General features: G+C 45.1%; 14 protein-coding genes. 4 read left to right on the top strand and 10 right to left on the bottom strand.

The features are described from left to right. The first annotated feature begins 59 nt into the window (after positions 1 to 59). From AACQ79_RS14885 to crp, 3 genes are all read left to right on the top strand, one after another. Positions 60 to 266 carry a YheU family protein gene (locus tag AACQ79_RS14885; RefSeq protein ID WP_010318743.1) on the top strand — a complete coding sequence of 69 codons (207 nt, stop codon included), beginning with the start codon at positions 60 to 62 and terminating at the stop codon, positions 264 to 266. A gap of 82 nt (positions 267 to 348) precedes the next feature. Then, on the top strand, positions 349 to 1,218 hold the full coding sequence (locus AACQ79_RS14890; protein ID WP_010318742.1) for a phosphoribulokinase: 870 nt from the start codon (positions 349 to 351) through the stop codon (positions 1,216 to 1,218). A 241-nt stretch (positions 1,219 to 1,459) separates the two neighbouring features. After that, positions 1,460 to 2,092, top strand: coding sequence for a cAMP-activated global transcriptional regulator CRP (crp, locus tag AACQ79_RS14895; RefSeq protein WP_010318741.1), 633 nt, complete (start codon positions 1,460 to 1,462; stop codon positions 2,090 to 2,092). Positions 2,093 to 2,195: 103 nt separating this feature from the next. On the opposite strand, the gene AACQ79_RS14900 is transcribed toward crp, so the two are convergent. From AACQ79_RS14900 to AACQ79_RS14935, 8 genes are all read right to left on the bottom strand, one after another. Further along, positions 2,196 to 2,990: a DUF1338 domain-containing protein gene (locus AACQ79_RS14900; RefSeq protein ID WP_013855906.1), complete on the bottom strand. Its 795-nt coding sequence runs from the start codon at positions 2,988 to 2,990 to the stop codon at positions 2,196 to 2,198. A 68-nt stretch (positions 2,991 to 3,058) separates the two neighbouring features. Then, positions 3,059 to 4,516 carry a succinylglutamate-semialdehyde dehydrogenase gene (astD, locus tag AACQ79_RS14905; RefSeq protein ID WP_047690542.1) on the bottom strand — a complete coding sequence of 486 codons (1,458 nt, stop codon included), beginning with the start codon at positions 4,514 to 4,516 and terminating at the stop codon, positions 3,059 to 3,061. 31 nt (positions 4,517 to 4,547) lie between these two features. Then, entirely contained in the window at positions 4,548 to 5,567 is a 1,020-nt protein-coding gene (astA, locus tag AACQ79_RS14910) for an arginine N-succinyltransferase (RefSeq protein WP_026028416.1), read from the bottom strand. Positions 5,568 to 5,633: 66 nt separating this feature from the next. Continuing rightward, positions 5,634 to 6,845, bottom strand: a complete 1,212-nt coding sequence (locus tag AACQ79_RS14915) for an aspartate aminotransferase family protein (RefSeq protein WP_170899310.1) — start codon at positions 6,843 to 6,845, stop codon at positions 5,634 to 5,636. 378 nt (positions 6,846 to 7,223) lie between these two features. Continuing rightward, on the bottom strand, positions 7,224 to 7,802 hold the full coding sequence (locus AACQ79_RS14920) for an aminodeoxychorismate/anthranilate synthase component II (protein ID WP_010318736.1): 579 nt from the start codon (positions 7,800 to 7,802) through the stop codon (positions 7,224 to 7,226). A 310-nt stretch (positions 7,803 to 8,112) separates the two neighbouring features. Continuing rightward, positions 8,113 to 9,855, bottom strand: coding sequence for an L-tyrosine/L-tryptophan isonitrile synthase family protein (locus AACQ79_RS14925; RefSeq protein ID WP_170899311.1), 1,743 nt, complete (start codon positions 9,853 to 9,855; stop codon positions 8,113 to 8,115). Positions 9,856 to 9,931: 76 nt separating this feature from the next. Next, on the bottom strand, positions 9,932 to 11,368 hold the full coding sequence (locus AACQ79_RS14930; RefSeq protein WP_170899312.1) for an FAD-binding protein: 1,437 nt from the start codon (positions 11,366 to 11,368) through the stop codon (positions 9,932 to 9,934). Continuing rightward, positions 11,365 to 12,201 (bottom strand): TauD/TfdA dioxygenase family protein, encoded by an 837-nt coding sequence (locus AACQ79_RS14935; RefSeq protein WP_026029183.1) that lies wholly within the window; start codon positions 12,199 to 12,201, stop codon positions 11,365 to 11,367. The genes AACQ79_RS14930 and AACQ79_RS14935 overlap by 4 nt, the downstream gene beginning before the upstream one ends. Positions 12,202 to 12,536: 335 nt before the next feature. On the opposite strand from AACQ79_RS14935, the gene AACQ79_RS14940 reads away from it, so the two are divergent. Further along, positions 12,537 to 13,427: a LysR family transcriptional regulator gene (locus AACQ79_RS14940; protein WP_017043227.1), complete on the top strand. Its 891-nt coding sequence runs from the start codon at positions 12,537 to 12,539 to the stop codon at positions 13,425 to 13,427. Positions 13,428 to 13,472: 45 nt separating this feature from the next. Here the strand turns inward: AACQ79_RS14940 and AACQ79_RS14945 are convergent, their stop codons facing one another. Further along, positions 13,473 to 16,088, bottom strand: coding sequence for an ExeM/NucH family extracellular endonuclease (locus tag AACQ79_RS14945; RefSeq protein WP_170899313.1), 2,616 nt, complete (start codon positions 16,086 to 16,088; stop codon positions 13,473 to 13,475). A 306-nt stretch (positions 16,089 to 16,394) separates the two neighbouring features. Beyond that, complete coding sequence (locus AACQ79_RS14950; RefSeq protein ID WP_088718007.1) at positions 16,395 to 17,159, bottom strand: substrate-binding periplasmic protein; 765 nt, start codon at positions 17,157 to 17,159, stop codon at positions 16,395 to 16,397. Positions 17,160 to 17,238: the final 79 nt, after the last annotated feature.

A 17,238-nucleotide genomic window follows, 5' to 3' on the forward strand; every position in this document is an offset into this window, starting at 1 on the left:
TTAATCACATATCGCTTTAAATCGATACCCTTTTCTCCATGACAGTTTAAGAGGTCGTCATGCTTATTCCTTGGCAGCACATTGCGCCTGAAACACTGGATAATTTGATTGAAACGTTTGTATTACGCGAAGGTACTGATTACGGAGAGCAGGAAGTACCATTGCAGCAAAAAATCGAGCAAATAAAGAAACAGCTCGCAACAGGGGAAGCGATCATCGTCTATTCTGAGTTGCATGAAAGTGTGGATATTCAATTGCGTAAATAATTTCAGCTCAAAACAATCTACTCTTTTCGTGCTATATTGCAGCCATCGATAACAAGTACGTTACATACAGACAGGGTTTGTCATGTCAGCAAAACATCCAATTATCGCTGTCACCGGCTCGTCCGGTGCCGGTACAACTACGACCTCAGAAGCCTTTCGCAAAATGTTCAATATGATGAACATTAAACCAGCATGGGTTGAAGGGGATAGCTTCCATCGCTTTACACGGCCAGAAATGGATGTGGAAATTCGTAAAGCGCGCGAACAAGGGAAGCACATCAGTTACTTTGGTCCACAAGCCAATGATTTTCCTGCATTGGAAGAATTTTTCCGCCAATATGGGAAATTAGGCACAGGCCAAGTTCGCCGCTATCTACACTCTTTTGACGAAGCTGTGCCCTACAATCAAATGCCCGGCACCTTTACACCTTGGCAAGATTTACCAGAAAACTCGGATGTGATGTTTTACGAAGGTCTGCATGGCGGTGTAGTCGATGGCGATGTAAACGTCGCGCAGCATGTCGATTTTTTGATAGGCATGGTGCCAATCGTTAACCTTGAGTGGATACAAAAGTACGTGCGTGATACTCGTGATCGAGGCCATTCACGTGAAGCGGTGATGGATTCCATCGTCCGTTCGATGGATGATTACCTCAATTACATCACCCCCCAATTCTCACGAACTCACATCAACTTCCAACGGGTACCGACGGTTGATACTTCAAACCCACTTAACGCCAAGGGCATCCCTAGTTTAGATGAAAGCTTCGTCGTGATCCGCCTGCGCGGCATAAAGAATGTTGATTTCCCCTATCTGCTCGCCATGATTGATGGCTCTTTTATGTCGCGCCACAACACCATTGTGGTACCGGGTGGCAAGATGAGTTTTGCGATGGAATTGATCGTCAGACCGATCCTGCAGCAATTGATTGAAACAGGTAAAATTGGCTAAGTGATCGGACAAGTTGACGGTTACTTTTCATACCGTGATCATGTGCACAGTTTTGCGTAAAAAATCATGCCACTGACACGATTAAAATCAAGAAATCGTTTCTGAAAAAGGATACTATCCTTAACCGAAACACAAGTTAGCTTGCAGCATTTGGAAAGTGCTCTTATCCTAGTAAGCTTATTTTAGGCTTAGCTACAATATGGAAAGCGGCAAGCGTACCCTGCAGAGGAAGTGAGATATTATGGTTCTAGGTAAACCTCAAACCGATCCAACACTAGAGTGGTTTCTTTCACACTGTCATATTCATAAATACCCATCGAAAAGCACGTTGATTCATGCGGGCGAAAAAGCAGAGACGCTGTACTACATCGTCAAAGGCTCGGTAGCGGTATTGATTAAAGACGAAGAAGGTAAAGAGATGATCCTCTCTTACCTAAACCAAGGTGACTTTATCGGTGAACTTGGTCTATTCGAAGAAGACCAAGAGCGTACTGCTTGGGTTCGTGCAAAATCTCCTTGTGAAGTTGCGGAAATTTCATTTAAGAAATTCCGTCAGCTTATCCAAGTGAACCCAGACATCTTAATGCGTCTGTCTGCACAAATTTCTCGACGTCTACAAGTCACCAGTCAAAAAGTGGGTGATTTAGCCTTCCTAGACGTGACGGGTCGTATTGCACAAACGCTACTCAACCTAGCGAAACAACCTGATGCAATGACGCACCCAGATGGCATGCAAATCAAAATCACCCGTCAAGAGATCGGCCAAATTGTAGGCTGTTCTCGTGAAACTGTGGGACGTATTTTGAAGATGCTCGAAGAGCAGAATTTAATTTCTGCCCATGGTAAAACTATCGTGGTGTACGGAACTCGTTAATCTCAATCAAAATGATTGAGATTAAATGCATAAAGCCACCTTGGGGAACTCAGGTGGCTTTTTCTTTGGTGATATTTCGATACGAAAGTAAAAAGATGAGAGGCTATTGCATGTCAGTGCTTTCAAATATCTTATCTGCAGAGGCCGCCACAAAACCGCTATAGAGTTCACCGTTGGCCATTGGATAGCGTTTGGCAAATTCATAGAATCCACCGGGAATCACCTCCACCCCTTCCGTAAATTGCACCGGTACTTTATCGGCCATGGTCGACGACTGCTCAAGCAGCACATCAGGTGTACCTTTCACTTCTCCACCATTTTCATTGATGGTAAAACCCGCTTGGCGTAGATGATCATTGACCGCTTTCACTTCATTAAACGCCTGCAGTTGATTAACACTAACAGTGAAATGGTTTGCGCCATAGCCATGCGCCGCCAACCAAGCGGCGTATTCACTTTCGTTGGCAAGCTGCAAATAATCGCTGTAGCTTAGTTGCCACAGGCGACCGCCATATAAAAAGTCACTGCTGTTTAATTTATTGCTATCGACTTGATGTACCAGCTTCTCCACAATGGCTTGGAGTGCAGGCGAGCACTCTTCCACTTTCAGCTCGCTTATGAATACTTTAGGCTGAGTCGGATCAGGGTGTTCATAGTGCTTCGCTACCAGCTTCTTACTTTCAAACACATAATCACCACAGGCAACGTAGCCTAAGGCAAGAAAAGGCTTAGCCAGCGTTTCAATACCTAATGGCGCAACATTGAAGGTTCGCAACGCAATATGGTCATTAATCAACGCTTCCTCTTCTTGAAGCAAGTGATGGACTTTGTCGGCAGAAGGGCAAAGGCGCTGAATGTAGTCATTCCATAATGATTGAAATAAAACGGTTGGCGTCATAACGCCTCCTTGTCTGTGCTCGGTTTAAACCATGCTAGTAGGCATGGGGTTTTAGATAAAGTTTACTGCTATAGCTCAACCCCAGGGCTGAGCGTGGCAGGCAGTTCTGTCGAACGGCCTTCCATTGATGCCATTGGGTATGCGCAGTAATCGGCCGCGTAATAGGCGCTTGGTCTTAAATTTCCCGATGCTCCCGGCCCACCAAACGGTGCATCACCACTGGCTCCGGTTAATTGTCGATTACGATTTACAATGCCAGCGCGGATATGATCGACAAAGTAGTCCCATTCGGCATCATTGGTCGACACTAAGCCTGCCGATAAACCAAAGCGAGTTTCATTAGCCAGTTGTACCGCTTGCTCTAAGCTTTGGTAACGCACGACTTGTAACAATGGTCCGAAATACTCTTCATCAGGCAATTGGCTAACTGCGGTGACATCAATAATGCCCGGTGTGACAAACGCCGCCTGCAAAGGTGTCGCGGCCAGCAAGCTGACGCCACCCAAGGCGCGTAAATTGTCCTGAGCAGCAAGAATGAACTGCGCCGCCGCTTGTGATATTTGTGGCCCCATAAAAGGTGCTGGCTCAGCAAAGGGGTGATCAATACGCAATTTTTGAGTGGTACTGACCAGCTTTTCAAGCAATCGATCGCCTTCATTTCCCTCTGGAACATAAAGACGCCGCGCACAGGTACAGCGCTGGCCTGCACTTAAAAATGCGGATTGAATAATGGTATACACTGCCGCATCAAGCTCGCCATACTGCTTAGAGATAACCATTGGGTTGTTGCCGCCCATTTCTAAAGCCAGCATTTTCCCCGGCTGCCCAGCAAACTGGCGATGGAGTAAATGACCTGTATTGGCGCTGCCAGTAAAAAGAAGGCCATCAATGCCTTTGGCCTGAGCAAGCGCAATACCCGTTTCCTTCGCGCCCTGCACTAGGTTAAGCACACCCGCAGGTAGGCCTGCTTCTTGCCACAACTTCATCACAAACTCACCAGTCCACGGAGTCTGCTCTGAAGGTTTAAACACAACCGTATTACCCGCTAAAAGTGCAGGCACAATATGACCATTCGGCAGGTGGGCAGGGAAATTATACGGACCAAAAACAGCAAGAACGCCCAATGGACGATGACGTAATACCAGTTGATTACCCGCCGCTTCGCGTGTGTTTTCACCAGTGCGATCATGATAAGCTCGAATGGATATAGCGATTTTACCCGCCACCGCTGCCGCTTCAGTACGCGTTTCCCAAAGTGGCTTTCCTGTCTCTTTGGCGATGATCTGCGCAAGCTCTTCACTGCGCTGTTTCACTTTTTCAGCGAAGGCTAAGACATATTGCTCACGCTCAACAAAAGGACGTTTTTTCCACTCTATAAATGCGACTCTTGCCGCCGTTACCGCAGCTTCTACTTGCGCGGGTGTGGCGCTATCGCCCTGCCAAATCGTCTCATTGTTATAGGGACTAAGCGAAAGCATTGCCTCGCCTTGTCCAGCTAACCATTCACCTGCAATCCACTGAGTCATCTGTTAATCCTTACCTTTCAATGTACCTATTTTACTGCGCCAAAATTCGAACAAAATCACCACTATCAACCAATAGAGCTTGCGCCACTTTAGGTGAGATGATCACCGTTTCCGTTTCGCGGTTATAAGCACCTTTTGCAGCAGTAGCACGAAAGTTTTCAAACGAGCTATTGCAGATAAGATAATCTTGCGAGCTTGAATGCTCGGCCACTTCCACTTTAGCTCGCACCGAGTGACGTACGGATTCGATATTGCGCAAATCGCACTCAACCGTTGGACCTGCATCAAAAATGTCTACATAGTTACGGCAGGTGAATCCTTCGCGCTCGAGTAGCGTTAACGCTGGACGGGTATTGTCATGCACTTGACCAATCACCGCCTGTGCCTCTTTACTCAATAAGTTGACGTAAATCGGCAGTTTGGGCATCAGATCAGCAATAAACCCTTTTTTACCAATGCCGGTTAAATAATCAGCCATAGTGAAATCAATCGAGAAAAAATGCTCTTGCAGCCATTGCCAAAAGGGCGAGTTGCCTTCGGCATCAGACACACCACGCATTTCAGCAAAGATGGTTTTAGAAAAACGATGTGGGTGTTCCGCCATCATCAGAAAACGGCATTTCGACATCAAACGCCCATTCAACCCTTGACGAAAATCTGGGCGTAAAAAAAGCGTACAAATTTCGCTGCATCCAGTGTAGTTATTGCCAAAAGTAAGCAACTTGACGGTATTGTTAACCTTCAGCTTAGGCGACGAATGCACTATCGTGCTGATGTGATAAGAATAGAACGGCACGTCATGGCCAATCGATGCTTCAACGCCAGTCGTCCCTGCGACCTCACCGGTTTCAGAATCAAAACCGACCATCAGGTAACCTTCATCTCCCGGCTCTGAGACGTCGGGTTTAGCGAAGCTGTATTCAGAATGAGTAATACGGTTGGTTAAGAGCTTTTCATTCACGGGTAGTGATGTAAACCCGTGACCGGATTCAATAGCGCATGTGTGTAGCGCATCGTAGTCCGACATTGCGATAGGGCGAACAACTAGCATCAATACTTCCCTCCAGATGCTTGAAGTGGCCCAAGGCATCCTACCTTGGGCTGCTAGGCTTTTTCACTACATGAGTGATGCAATAGCTTTATCTAATCTTGCTAAGCCTTCTTCTATTTCTTGTTTGGTGATCACCAATGAAGGCGTCATACGAACCACGTTCATACCCGCAACCAACACCAGTAAACCTTGCTTGCCCGCGGCTTGTAGGATATCGCGAGCGCGACCTTGCCACTGCTCATTCAATGCCGCGCCAAGCAGTAGACCTTTACCACGGATTTCACTAAAAATGTGGTACTTCTCATTAATGTTAGCCAATCCTTCACGAAAGAGCGCTTCACGCTCTTTAACGCCAGCCAAGGTTTCTGGCTGACTAACCACATTAACTACCGCTTCCGCTACTGCGCAAGCCAGTGGGTTGCCACCATAAGTCGAGCCGTGAGTGCCCACTTTAAAATGCGCGGCCAATTCGTTTGTGGTGAGCATAGCGCCAATAGGGAAGCCGCCACCGAGTGATTTCGCGGTACTTAAAATATCCGGCGTGACGCCCAATCCTTGATAAGCATAGAACTCACCAGTGCGGCCATTACCGGTTTGCACTTCATCAAAGATCAACAGGGCGTTGTGCTTATTGCACAATTCACGCACGGCTTGGACAAACTCAGCCGAAGGCGACACAATGCCACCCTCGCCTTGCAAGGGTTCCATCATTACCGCACAAGTGCGATCAGAGATGTGTGCTTGCAACGCTTCAATATCGTTATACGGTAGGTGGGTAACATCCGCAGGTTTAGGACCAAATCCATCGGAATAAGTCGCTTGCCCCCCGACCGTCACTGTAAAGAAAGTGCGGCCGTGGAAGCCTTGGTTAAAGGCGATGATTTCTGATTTTTGTTCACCATGGACATCAGCGGCCCAGCGACGCGCCAGTTTGAGCGCCGCTTCATTAGCTTCCGCGCCGGAGTTAGCAAAAAACACCTTTTCAGCAAAACTGACTTGCGTTAATTTTTTCGCCAAGCGCAAAGCAGGCTCATTAGTCATCACGTTACTGAGATGCCACAACTTATTGGCTTGCTTGGTGATCGCATCAACCATCGCCGGATGGCAATGGCCCAAACAACTCACTGCAATACCGCCAGCAAAGTCGATGTATTCATGACCTTGTTCATCCCACACTCGAGAGCCCTGCCCTTTAACTGGAATCATTTCCATCGGGTTATAACAAGGGACCATCACCTCATCAAACAGACTGCGATCTACACTATTTTCCACTGTCATTACACATTCCCTCTTGATACCGCATGCCAAGCAGATTGCGATCTTCCTATTAAACGCTTGAGTGGAAGATATTGTTTCGCTTTTTAGCTAATGCAGCATTGTATTTACAAATTATTAACCATTTCAATAGTGATTTATTCTTTTAGATCGGCAGAACCACCGACAATCGTCACTACTTATGATTATTTATGCATTAAGTCACCTCTTTTATGAAGCACTTTTTTATAAATAATATGAATAAGCACAACAAGGCCTTGAGGCAACAAGCCATCCCTCATTCCAACAGGATGTATGGTGCATAATATTGCAAAGATAAAAAACAGCAGAAATGATGAAGAAAATGTTAAGAAAGGTGATCGCAGTCCGGTTGAGAATGGTTCAACGGCGCAAAAAATTTGCGAGCAGTTGATGACCCTGTTCTGTTTTAATTGATTCAGGATGAAACTGCACGGCATCAATTGGCAGTGTTTTATGTTGGTAACCCATGATTTCGTCCATCGAACCATCGGCCTGTTGAGTCCAAGCGGTGAGCTCAAAACAGTCCGCAAGAGAATCGGCTTTGACCACCAACGAGTGGTAGCGAGTAACGGTTAACGGGTTATTGAGCCCTAAAAAGAGACCACGGTTGGTGTGTTGGATCGGTGAGGTTTTACCATGCATCACCTTTTTGGCTCGCACCACTTGCCCGCCAAACACTTGCGCAATGGCTTGATGCCCAAGGCAGACTCCTAAGATAGGTAGTTTACCCGCAAAATGTTCAATCGCGGCCAGTGAAATTCCCGCCTCATTCGGCGTGCAAGGCCCAGGGGAAATCACCAGATGCGTTGGGCTGAGCGCTTCAATGCCAGCGATATCGATTTCATCATTACGCACCACCGTCACTTGAACTCCCAGCTCACAGAAGTATTGGTACAAGTTGTAGGTAAAGGAATCGTAGTTATCGATGATAAGTAGCATGTGAATTAAAACGCTCTGGGTAAAAGTCAGCGAGAGGCGCTATTGTGCAATACTGGTTTGGAAAGGCAAGAAGTTATCGATTCTGTACTAAATACACTATTTGCACATTCGTTCATTATGTAACCAGTTCGGTTGTGATCATTATTTTACTTGCTCTCATTTGAAAGTAACACTTCTCATCGTATGGTCGAATAAGAGAATGGAAACAACGATAAAATAAATCTATCCCATAGTTAATGATCCATAAAAATAAAGCCAAGTAATCCGCTTACTTGGCTCTTCATGCTTATTTCCTAAAAATGTCGTTTATTTAAGCAGGGCTTTCTTGTAAATGCTCACTACTTGGTTGTTTGTTATGAGGCTGCCAAGGGGAATTTACCGAATAAGGCTGACGCACCGCTAATTCTGTTTCGGATAACACGCCATAACGAAGTACGGTGTGGTTATTCACCAGTAATATATCGCCAAGTTGTAAATCAAACACATGCTGTACTTGTGAACGTTCAAGAATAGGAGTTAAAACATTGGCTACTTGATTGATATTGTCAATTTCAGTCGACGACGATATATGCTTCGCCAATGATGGGCTCCAGCGTAAATTCATTCCCCAATCCCCCGACATAATCACAGGATAAGTAGCCGTATCATCGTACTGCACAATGGTATTTTTCAGCCAACCACTTGCTTGACCATTAAGACACAACGCAGCCAGTGAGGCATCCAGTAAGTTAACCTTCAGCGGAGAAGATGAACAGTAAATCGCCCATTCATCAGGAGTCATGTCAGTATAAGAATAGCGACGCGCTATGCTCGTTGACGGTGTTTTGAGCCCGTACCAACTGGGCTCTGCTAATGTACTACTCCGAACATATTCTTCCGGAAGCAGAGCATGATTTCCGGTAAACCACGAAGACCAAAATGAAGCTTGAGGCAACGGGCCAAAGCCTTTTAAACAGACAGCAGAGAATGCCTTCACCAATTGGCTCACTTGAGCTTGCGGTAGCGTGGTCAATGAGCATCCATGGTGTGACTCTAACGTCAGGCCAAACTGCTCGGTTTGTAGAGTGGCTTTCACCTCTCGCATCAACTGTGCTTCGTTAGCGTCTTCGATATTGAAACGCAGTAAGCACCACAACGTTCCCTGGTGCGTTACGGGAATAATCACGCCTTCACGTTGTTTGTGATTGGCCTGCGTATCAATAATAAATTCTCCGTGGCAAGCATCAAATAAGACACAAGTATGCCAAGGTGTCTTAAACGATCGCTCATCAAAAAGAAACAGCGAATATTTTTTGCCTTGCATTGGGTGTTCATGAATGCTGAGACGAATAGCGTGGCTCAAATGAGTATTGAGGAAATTATCGAGTGCACGTCCTTGCACCATCATTCCTTTAGCCATAAGAGCTAGTCGCTCACGTCGTTTCTTATAACTCAGCGGAGCAAGCGCATATTTCTGATCCTGATGCATGAATTTTTTCAAGCCCAGATAGGTATGGTGCATTGCATTATCATGCTGTTTAAGACGTGCAAAATCACGCTCATATTCCGCATCACCAAAGCGCTGCTTTAATCCATTGAAATATTGATATTCATTTAAGTCATCAAACGCAGAGAAGTGCTCAAAGTTTATAATTTTTAGACAATCACTGGCGTTCATATTTTCCACCATATTCCGTAATTCATCAGAATAAGTGTAATGATGTTCTAAATCGACATTAATATAATCAGAAAATGTATGATAATCAGAAAAAATGTAAAACATCACTCCTGGAGAATAGACAGATTGAATATCACGAATGGCATTAACAAATTTTTGTAAAACTCGATATTCACCCAAATCAGGCTTATAACCTAATACCTTATCTAGGTTATTCGTTTTACATGGAAAGGCAGGTAGTAATAATGTAATGACTTTGTTTTCAATGACACACTGAGCTATCTGTTTTTTTAACTTCTGATACCCACTAAAAGTGGCGTCTGTTTGTGCTAATAATTGGTCTAATAAAATAAAAGCAATATTATCCACACATTGCTGCTGTTGATGATCAAGCATAGTGTTTCCTTATTAAAGGCGAAGACCATTGACGGAATGATGCAGAACCCTCGGCCTTCACTCTCGGTTAAAAAGTTTATAGGCCAGCCAACAGTTCAGCCGCGTGCGCAAGCGACGCGAAAGCCGCAATATAACCATCAGGGCGGATCAGTAAAGCTTGCCCCTGGTAGAATGAACTCTCACTCCAATACTGCCCAGGCTTCGCCTGATCGTACAGATGAAGGCAACGCACAAACGGAGGAATTTCTGGTGGTAACTCCGCATCGCCAGTTAACAGAAGCGTAAAGGAGCGGTAATCTAGCCATTGATAAAAGCGGCAACTCTGCTGATCGCTATGCATCTCAAAGTCATACACTCGAGAACCGTTTAAGCCACCATTGCCATACCCAATGCCCATACCTGTGATGTTACCAGCTCGCTGTTCAACGATTTGTACATAGTCCTCCGCATGGGTTCCTCGTTCTGAGTATTTAGTCGCACGCACCAATGCACCAGAGCTTTCAATCACGCTGCGAGCCACTAGTTGGCGCTCAGCCTGATAACTGTCCAGCAGCGTAGGTGATGCCTGACCACGCAACACTATATTGAGCTTCCAGATCAAATTGAACGCGTCAGCAACTCCGGTATTGAGCCCTTGGCCGCCATTGACCGAATGTATATGGCAGGCATCTCCTGCTAGAAATACCCGTTGCTGGTGGTCATACCGTTCTGCAACAGACTCCTTAACCGAGAAATAAGAAAACCACTCAACCTGCTTAAACGTCAGTGAATGCGGCGACATTGCTCGGTTAATGCGCGTAATAACCTCTTGCTGAGTAAATTCTTCGGTGTCCATACGGATATAAAAACGATCCAAATCACCTTCACGTGGAATCCAGGCGACATCTGACGTCTCAGCCTGAAATACGATGATTTCTGGCACTTTCGGAAAATCTGACTCAATAACACCATCAATCACCGCCCAGATAATTTCTGGTCTCTCGATTTCAAATGGAATCGAAAAATGCTGACGTACAAAAGAGCGCCCACCGTCTGCACCAATCACGTAACGTGAACGAACTCGCTCGCCACTGCTTAGTTCCGTCACGCAGCCTTGCTCATCAACAGTGATATCGACCACAGATAAACCACGGCGCACGGCCGCGTTCTGCGCTTTGACTGCACTATCTAGCGCTTTTTCAATATGTGCTTGCCCCAACATCAGAAAGTGAGGATAGAAGCAGCCTTGCAGCGCTGTCCACCAATGAGACTGGCGTGACAAAAATTGACCATTAGCCCATACCGAACTGGTATTACAGGGTTTGCCTTGCACGTAAAGTGGCTCAAATAAGTCAACTATATCAAGTAACTGCAGAGTTCGAGCATTAAGTGCATCGGCCCGTCCGACCACCAGTGGCCCATTAGATTTATCAATAACTTGTGAGTTCAGACCGCAGCGCTGCGCTAAATAGTGGCACATAAGCCCGACAGGGCCGGCTCCAACGATCATAATATCTGTGTGGTAATCACTCATCGGTAAGACTCCAAACTTGGATTATCAAACGGTGGATCGCTTAGCACCTGAACTCGACGGATATGACGTGGGGTATGCGATAAAAAGCTTTCTCGACCATGCAGTAAGTTAAAGTTATCCGTAATGACCACATCATCATTTTGCCATTCGTGAGCATAAAAATGACGAGGGTCATACAGTGCGTCACGCAAGCTACGGTGGAACTCAGCTATTTGCTCACTATCAATGCCACTAAAGGTCACATTTGGTGGGTTTAGCAGATCACCACGTTCAGCGAAATGCGGTTCGGCGTAACGAATGACCTCGTATGAGTGATAGGGGTGTTGAGCAATAATCGGGGAAATGGTGTGACTGCAATAGAACTCCATCTCTCGCTGGTAATGCCCCGTGACTTTTCGCCATAATGAGCGCTGCTGTTCGGTTGCGTTCTGTAGCGCCTTGGTTGTATGAGTGAAGGTCGTCCGGCCGCCTTGTGCTGGCAATGGCGCCTGAACACATTGAAATATCTGATATTCAGGCACTTGAGGACGGAACATGCCATCCCAATGCAGCGGCATATAGCTACTATCAAAAATATGGTCCTTTGGCTGATCTTTTTGAATTAAATCTAACACTTTGCCAAATGGCCAAATACTGATCTCTCCCCATTGCTCGCAATATTCCGCAAATTGCTCGGCCTGTTCAAAGGCTTTAAATCCACGTATCAATACCAACTGATGCTCAATAAATAGTTTACGCAGTAGTGCTATTGGTACTTCGCTAATGGGAATTTTTAATCCATTTGCTTCTATTTTTACTCCAAAAGGATGGAGCTTCGTGACCTGATAATTCATCACCCGTTCCTTTAAATTAATTTTTAATAAAACGTTAGAAATAAAACAACATTGCATCCATCATTTTCGAAAATTCGGTTGGATAATATTAAAAATATTTACACAACATTGATATTTATAAGATTGACATTGCCAATTTAATTATTAATCCCAGTTTATTTAGGAATAGATATCTCAATAGTGCCATCATTCAGAAGAAATTTATTATTTACCCGTATTTAAAGGAAACCAAAATGGTTTATATCTCTCTAATTAGAGCTGTCATTATTTGATGAATGACAAAGGTTGACTAGATAACAAAACAAGAACGAAAGGTTACCAATAAGGGAACAATTATGTTGAGTGAGTTAAAACGTATTGCCATTTTTAATAAAGTGGTTGAATACGGTTCGTTTACCTCGGCTGGTGAATCGTTAGGTATAGCAAAATCGAAAGTGAGCGAGCAAGTTAGCTTGCTAGAATCACATCTTAACGTACGTTTACTGCATCGCTCTACCCGTAAAGTTAGCCTAACGACTGAAGGGCACGCATTTTATCAACATACCAATGGCCTCTTACCGCTGGCAGAAGACGCGCTACGGGCCGTCCAGCATTTTTCTACCGATGTGGCAGGCGTGATTAGGATCGGTACAACCATTGATGTCGGCAGCTATATTTTAAGTCCGCTGATTTCAACATTTTCTGAGAGTTACCCCAATGTGCTGTTTGATATTCAACTCGAAGATGGTTTACAAGATCCAGTAGCCACACAATTAGATGTGCTGATCAGAATGGGTGAACTGACATCTTGCTCAATGGTTGGCCGCGAATTAATGCCTTTTAAAATGGGGATATACGCCAGTAAAAAATACTTAGCTAGTGCACCTTTATTAAGGAAACTACGAGATTTAGAGCAGCACCCATGGGTTGCGTTAACTTTATTGAATCTTCCTCAAGATAAAGTCACGCTAATCAATCCAAAGGGAGTGAGATGCAACATTAAAACCCGCCCTAAACATATCTGCAATGCGCCGCTTGGTGCGATGTCAATGGTACAACAAGGCATGGGGATCGGCTTGATTGCCAATTTTCTTGCTGACGAAATCAATGATCCTAACCTCGTCAGGCTTTTTCCAGATTATTATCTATCAGATAACACCATGAACATTCTTTACCCGAGCCGTCACCACCTTGCGCCACGAGTAAGGCTATTTATTGATTATTTAATTGAAAAAATCCGAGCTTGAGCAAAACAAAAACGCCCCGTCAGTTAACGGGGCGCAATTTAAGCCTTAACGACGACGTCGCCACATACCAAAGCCGAGTAATGAGAAGAGTGCTCCTAGGCTGAATGAACCGCCATAGATGTTCAGTTCTAACACGGCAGGATCATGATCAGATGCGCGGAAATGATCTTGATATTTGGGCAAATCACCTTTGAATTCACTGTTGTAATCAAACAGTGTCGATTCACCACCGTTGATGTGCCAATCGGTCGCATCCACCACTTTGCCTTTCAAACTTTTGCTGACCAGCAAATGATCCAGTGCGCCAACTTCATCATTAAATGAGTAACTCCAGCTCTCTGGGTGTTTTATCGCCACAGCGTTAAGGTACCCATAATTGTGAGTAATCAACGCGCCATCATCACCAAACTGAGGAGTACCTGCAATGTAAGTATTACGTGCCGCACGAATGGTTTTGCCATACTTCTCTGGGCTGTAGTCCGTCAATACGAGCATCGGGTCTTCCATACCGTAAGAGTTCATATCACCCAAAATGACTTTATGCCCTTTTATTTTTTGTAACGCTTCACCTAAAGCAACTGCAGCTGCGACACGGAATTGTTCACATGCACCTTGAAAATCAAGATCTTTGCCGCCTTGCCCACCTTGTTCAACTGGTGCGGCATCTTCCCAACATGCCGAGCCTTTGGATTTTAGATGGTTAACCGCGACGGTAATTTTCTCATTGCCACCTTTAACTTTGAAGGTCGGTGCAAGCGTGTCACGCTGGTAATTTTTACCATCTTCAATCACTTTGCCTTTGTCATCCAACACTTCTGGTGCTTGCTGGCTTGGCATTGGAATTACACGATTCTCTGTCAACTTCACTACTTTTTCACGATAAATCACTCCTGTGGTGATCACATCCGTGCCAATAGAATCAAGTTCATCGGTCACGCCATCATTATTTGAGTCAATCGCGACAAAACGGTAATGCTTTTTCTTATCCGAGATCTGGCTGTTGATCTGATTGACCAATTGCGCAATCGCCGACCCTGCACCGAAACCGTTATTCTCAATTTCCATCAAACCGACAATATCGGCATCCAAACGTACAATCGCATTGACGATCTTCGCTTGCTGCAGTTCAAATTCTGCAAGGTTATTAGCACCACGATTATCACCATGCTGATTTGCATCACCGCCAAACGGCGAGTTGAAATAGTTAAGCACGTTGAATGTGGCAATGCGCAGATCACCTTCATCGATATCCGGTTTCTCGCTGCGAGGATCATTGCGCACGAAATTCTCTTGATTGAGCGAATTGGTCACAATCAGACGATATTCGTTGTAACCGTATGAGAGCACACCTTCTAAACCTATGATGCTGTCATCAATGCGGATGTAATCTTCCGTCGAACCATTTTGATCAATATCACTGCGACCAAACTCTGGGTAGTACGGAATTTGGCCATCGGCGGCTTTCGCATCTGATTCAATAAACAAGCGGCGCTGCGCGTTTTCGATGCTCTGTTGTTTGGCTTGCTCAGAGCCCGCAGCGAAAAGCTGGTTCGGTTGCATGTTAATACGACCTTGCGCTAACACCATGTTATTGCGACGAGAAGCATAGTCATAACCAAAGGTACGCGTCACACGCATATCCAGCTCTGGTGTGGTTTTTACCAACATGCCTTCATAACGCTCTAATGTGTGTTCAAAGTTCTCATCGGTGGGCAAAATCTCTATCGCGGTCGCTTGTGGTGCCTCTTGTTCACCTCGTTTTAGCCATTGGTTGTTTTCGACTTTAAGCTGTGTGAGGTTGTAATACTCCTGTACTTTACCTTTCACACAAACCACATCCCCCGGTTTTAAACTTGAGCTTGATTGATCGGTAAAAACAAACAAACCTTCAGAGGTATTTAAGTTGTAATCATCTTCCAACGCTTGCAGATAAAAACCTTTAGTCAACCCTGTGGTAATGGCACTCACGACACCTTTGACAAAATATTCTTGGTCGGTGATGTAAGGGTAGCCACTAATAAAAGGAGAGGTTTGCCCTTCGCCTTGAATGGCTTGAATAGAGGTAAAGGCGGGCTCAGATCCCTCTTGAGTACAGGTAAATTCAGCTGGTGGCTCAACGGCATCGAGTGCGCCTAACCCTTCAATATTATCCTTGCCTAACGCGCTCCACTGCGCAGCTTGATAAGCCGCTGAGGGCGTGAGGCTATCGCTATTACGCACTAAAGTGGTGTCCTTGCCCCAGTTAATGCCGCCCATCACTCCCAACACATCATGTACGCTACCATCACTGTTTAGCAGCGCCACCGGATCATCACCGTTAAAATTAATCACCGAGACATCATTTTCATCACTCACCGCTTGGATAGCACTATTGGCGCTGGCATGAGAAATCACTAACACATCGTTCGCAGCAATTACTCGCCCAGTCAGGGGCAACTGTGTATCCCAGTTCCCACCGCCATTGCTTGATTTCGCTAAAATGAAATTGTCTAAACTGACGGATGCATTGCTAGTGTTAGCAATTTCGATGGCCTTATTGAAGCTGCTGCCTTCTACATACTGAGAAATAATAATCTCAGCTTGAGCTGATACAGCCAATGTGGAGCTTATCGCCGCAGCGAGTAATGTTCGGCCAAAGGGTTTAATTCGTGTCGATTCCATTGTTCACCTCTTTCCCTGCTCTGTAACCGAAGTGGTAAGCAAGGTGTTGTAAATCACGTTTATAAAGGGGATTGGTTCCATTTGCGCGTACAGTGTTGTGTTTTTAAATGAAAGATAAAAACATTCACCATTCATATCGAGATCAACATCGCATAGCTAGAGCAAATACTTGAACTAAGCGCAAACTTTCAACAAAGAAGGTAAAGGGGGTTTTCGACAGTGATATTGCAGTGAGGTGAAAAGTCTTATTTTTCTAAAAAGAAAAGCAAACAAGGTGCTCCGTACACGACAAACACCTTAGTTTGATTATTGTGGCTGGCTAAAAGAGAGGTAGCGATCAAAGACCGCCTGCGCGCGACCAGTTTGCTGCGCATCGAGAAAATAGTCATTAAGCTGATTTAACAGCGGCATCGAATTTTCTAAGCTACGGCGAACTTGCACGTGGTACGGCTTGTTTCTAGCGAGAAAATGATGAACGATTGGCCGATCAATTTTATATAGACCCAACTGAATTCCACCATAAATGGGTTCAATTTCACTCACAAACCAATCACACCGCTCTTTTTGCAGCATATTCAACGCTTGCTGTACGGAATTTAAATAGAGAGAGGGTTCTCTAGACAGTGCAAAATTCTCATAATTAAAGCCATTAACTCCGCATAATACGCCATCAACGGATGGGTCTTTTAAATCTTCATGGTTGTCTGGCAGCGTAAAATAACCGAGTTGGATCGTATAAAGCGGGACCGAAAAATAGCTGTACTCAGCCCTTTCTGCGCGATAACTTGCATCCCATGTCAGATCGCAGCGACCGCGCTCTTGCGTCAGTTCATGTTGGACTCGCGCCCAAGGCATAAAATAAAACTGGTAATCGATGTTGTGAGATTTTAATGCGTCCAACACCAGCGTTGTGGCTGAGCCAGTCAAGGAATCGGCTTTTTCTTGATACGAGCTCCCCTGCCAATAGGTGAACGGGGGCCAAACATTCACATCACCAACACAAATACGAACTGGCTCTGCGGCGGCGGCACTACAGATGAACATCAATCCTAATAACAGCAGTCGTCTCATGTTCAAAACTCATCATCATGGTTATGATTTAAAGTGTAGACCTAAGCCTACAATACAAAGAGAAAGATCAAATTTGATT

This window comes from Vibrio sp. 3-2(1), from assembly GCF_963887575.1.
In the GTDB taxonomy this organism is placed as follows: domain Bacteria; phylum Pseudomonadota; class Gammaproteobacteria; order Enterobacterales; family Vibrionaceae; genus Vibrio; species Vibrio anguillarum.

Bases quoted from the DNA above. Each gene is read 5' to 3' on its own strand.
- AACQ79_RS14925 (WP_170899311.1), bottom strand. From the start codon at position 9,855: ATGCTTGATCATCAACAGCAGCAATGTGTGGATAATATTGCTTTTATT.
- AACQ79_RS14900 (WP_013855906.1), bottom strand. From the start codon at position 2,990: ATGACGCCAACCGTTTTATTTCAATCATTATGGAATGACTACATTCAG.
- AACQ79_RS14915 (WP_170899310.1), bottom strand. From the start codon at position 6,845: ATGACAGTGGAAAATAGTGTAGATCGCAGTCTGTTTGATGAGGTGATG.
- AACQ79_RS14890 (WP_010318742.1), top strand. From the start codon at position 349: ATGTCAGCAAAACATCCAATTATCGCTGTCACCGGCTCGTCCGGTGCC.
- AACQ79_RS14940 (WP_017043227.1), top strand. From the start codon at position 12,537: ATGTTGAGTGAGTTAAAACGTATTGCCATTTTTAATAAAGTGGTTGAA.
- AACQ79_RS14930 (WP_170899312.1), bottom strand. From the start codon at position 11,368: ATGAGTGATTACCACACAGATATTATGATCGTTGGAGCCGGCCCTGTC.
- crp (WP_010318741.1), top strand. From the start codon at position 1,460: ATGGTTCTAGGTAAACCTCAAACCGATCCAACACTAGAGTGGTTTCTT.
- AACQ79_RS14950 (WP_088718007.1), bottom strand. From the start codon at position 17,159: ATGAGACGACTGCTGTTATTAGGATTGATGTTCATCTGTAGTGCCGCC.
- astD (WP_047690542.1), bottom strand. From the start codon at position 4,516: ATGACTCAGTGGATTGCAGGTGAATGGTTAGCTGGACAAGGCGAGGCA.
- AACQ79_RS14885 (WP_010318743.1), top strand. From the start codon at position 60: ATGCTTATTCCTTGGCAGCACATTGCGCCTGAAACACTGGATAATTTG.
- AACQ79_RS14920 (WP_010318736.1), bottom strand. From the start codon at position 7,802: ATGCTACTTATCATCGATAACTACGATTCCTTTACCTACAACTTGTAC.
- AACQ79_RS14935 (WP_026029183.1), bottom strand. From the start codon at position 12,201: ATGAATTATCAGGTCACGAAGCTCCATCCTTTTGGAGTAAAAATAGAA.
- astA (WP_026028416.1), bottom strand. From the start codon at position 5,567: ATGCTAGTTGTTCGCCCTATCGCAATGTCGGACTACGATGCGCTACAC.
- AACQ79_RS14945 (WP_170899313.1), bottom strand. From the start codon at position 16,088: ATGGAATCGACACGAATTAAACCCTTTGGCCGAACATTACTCGCTGCG.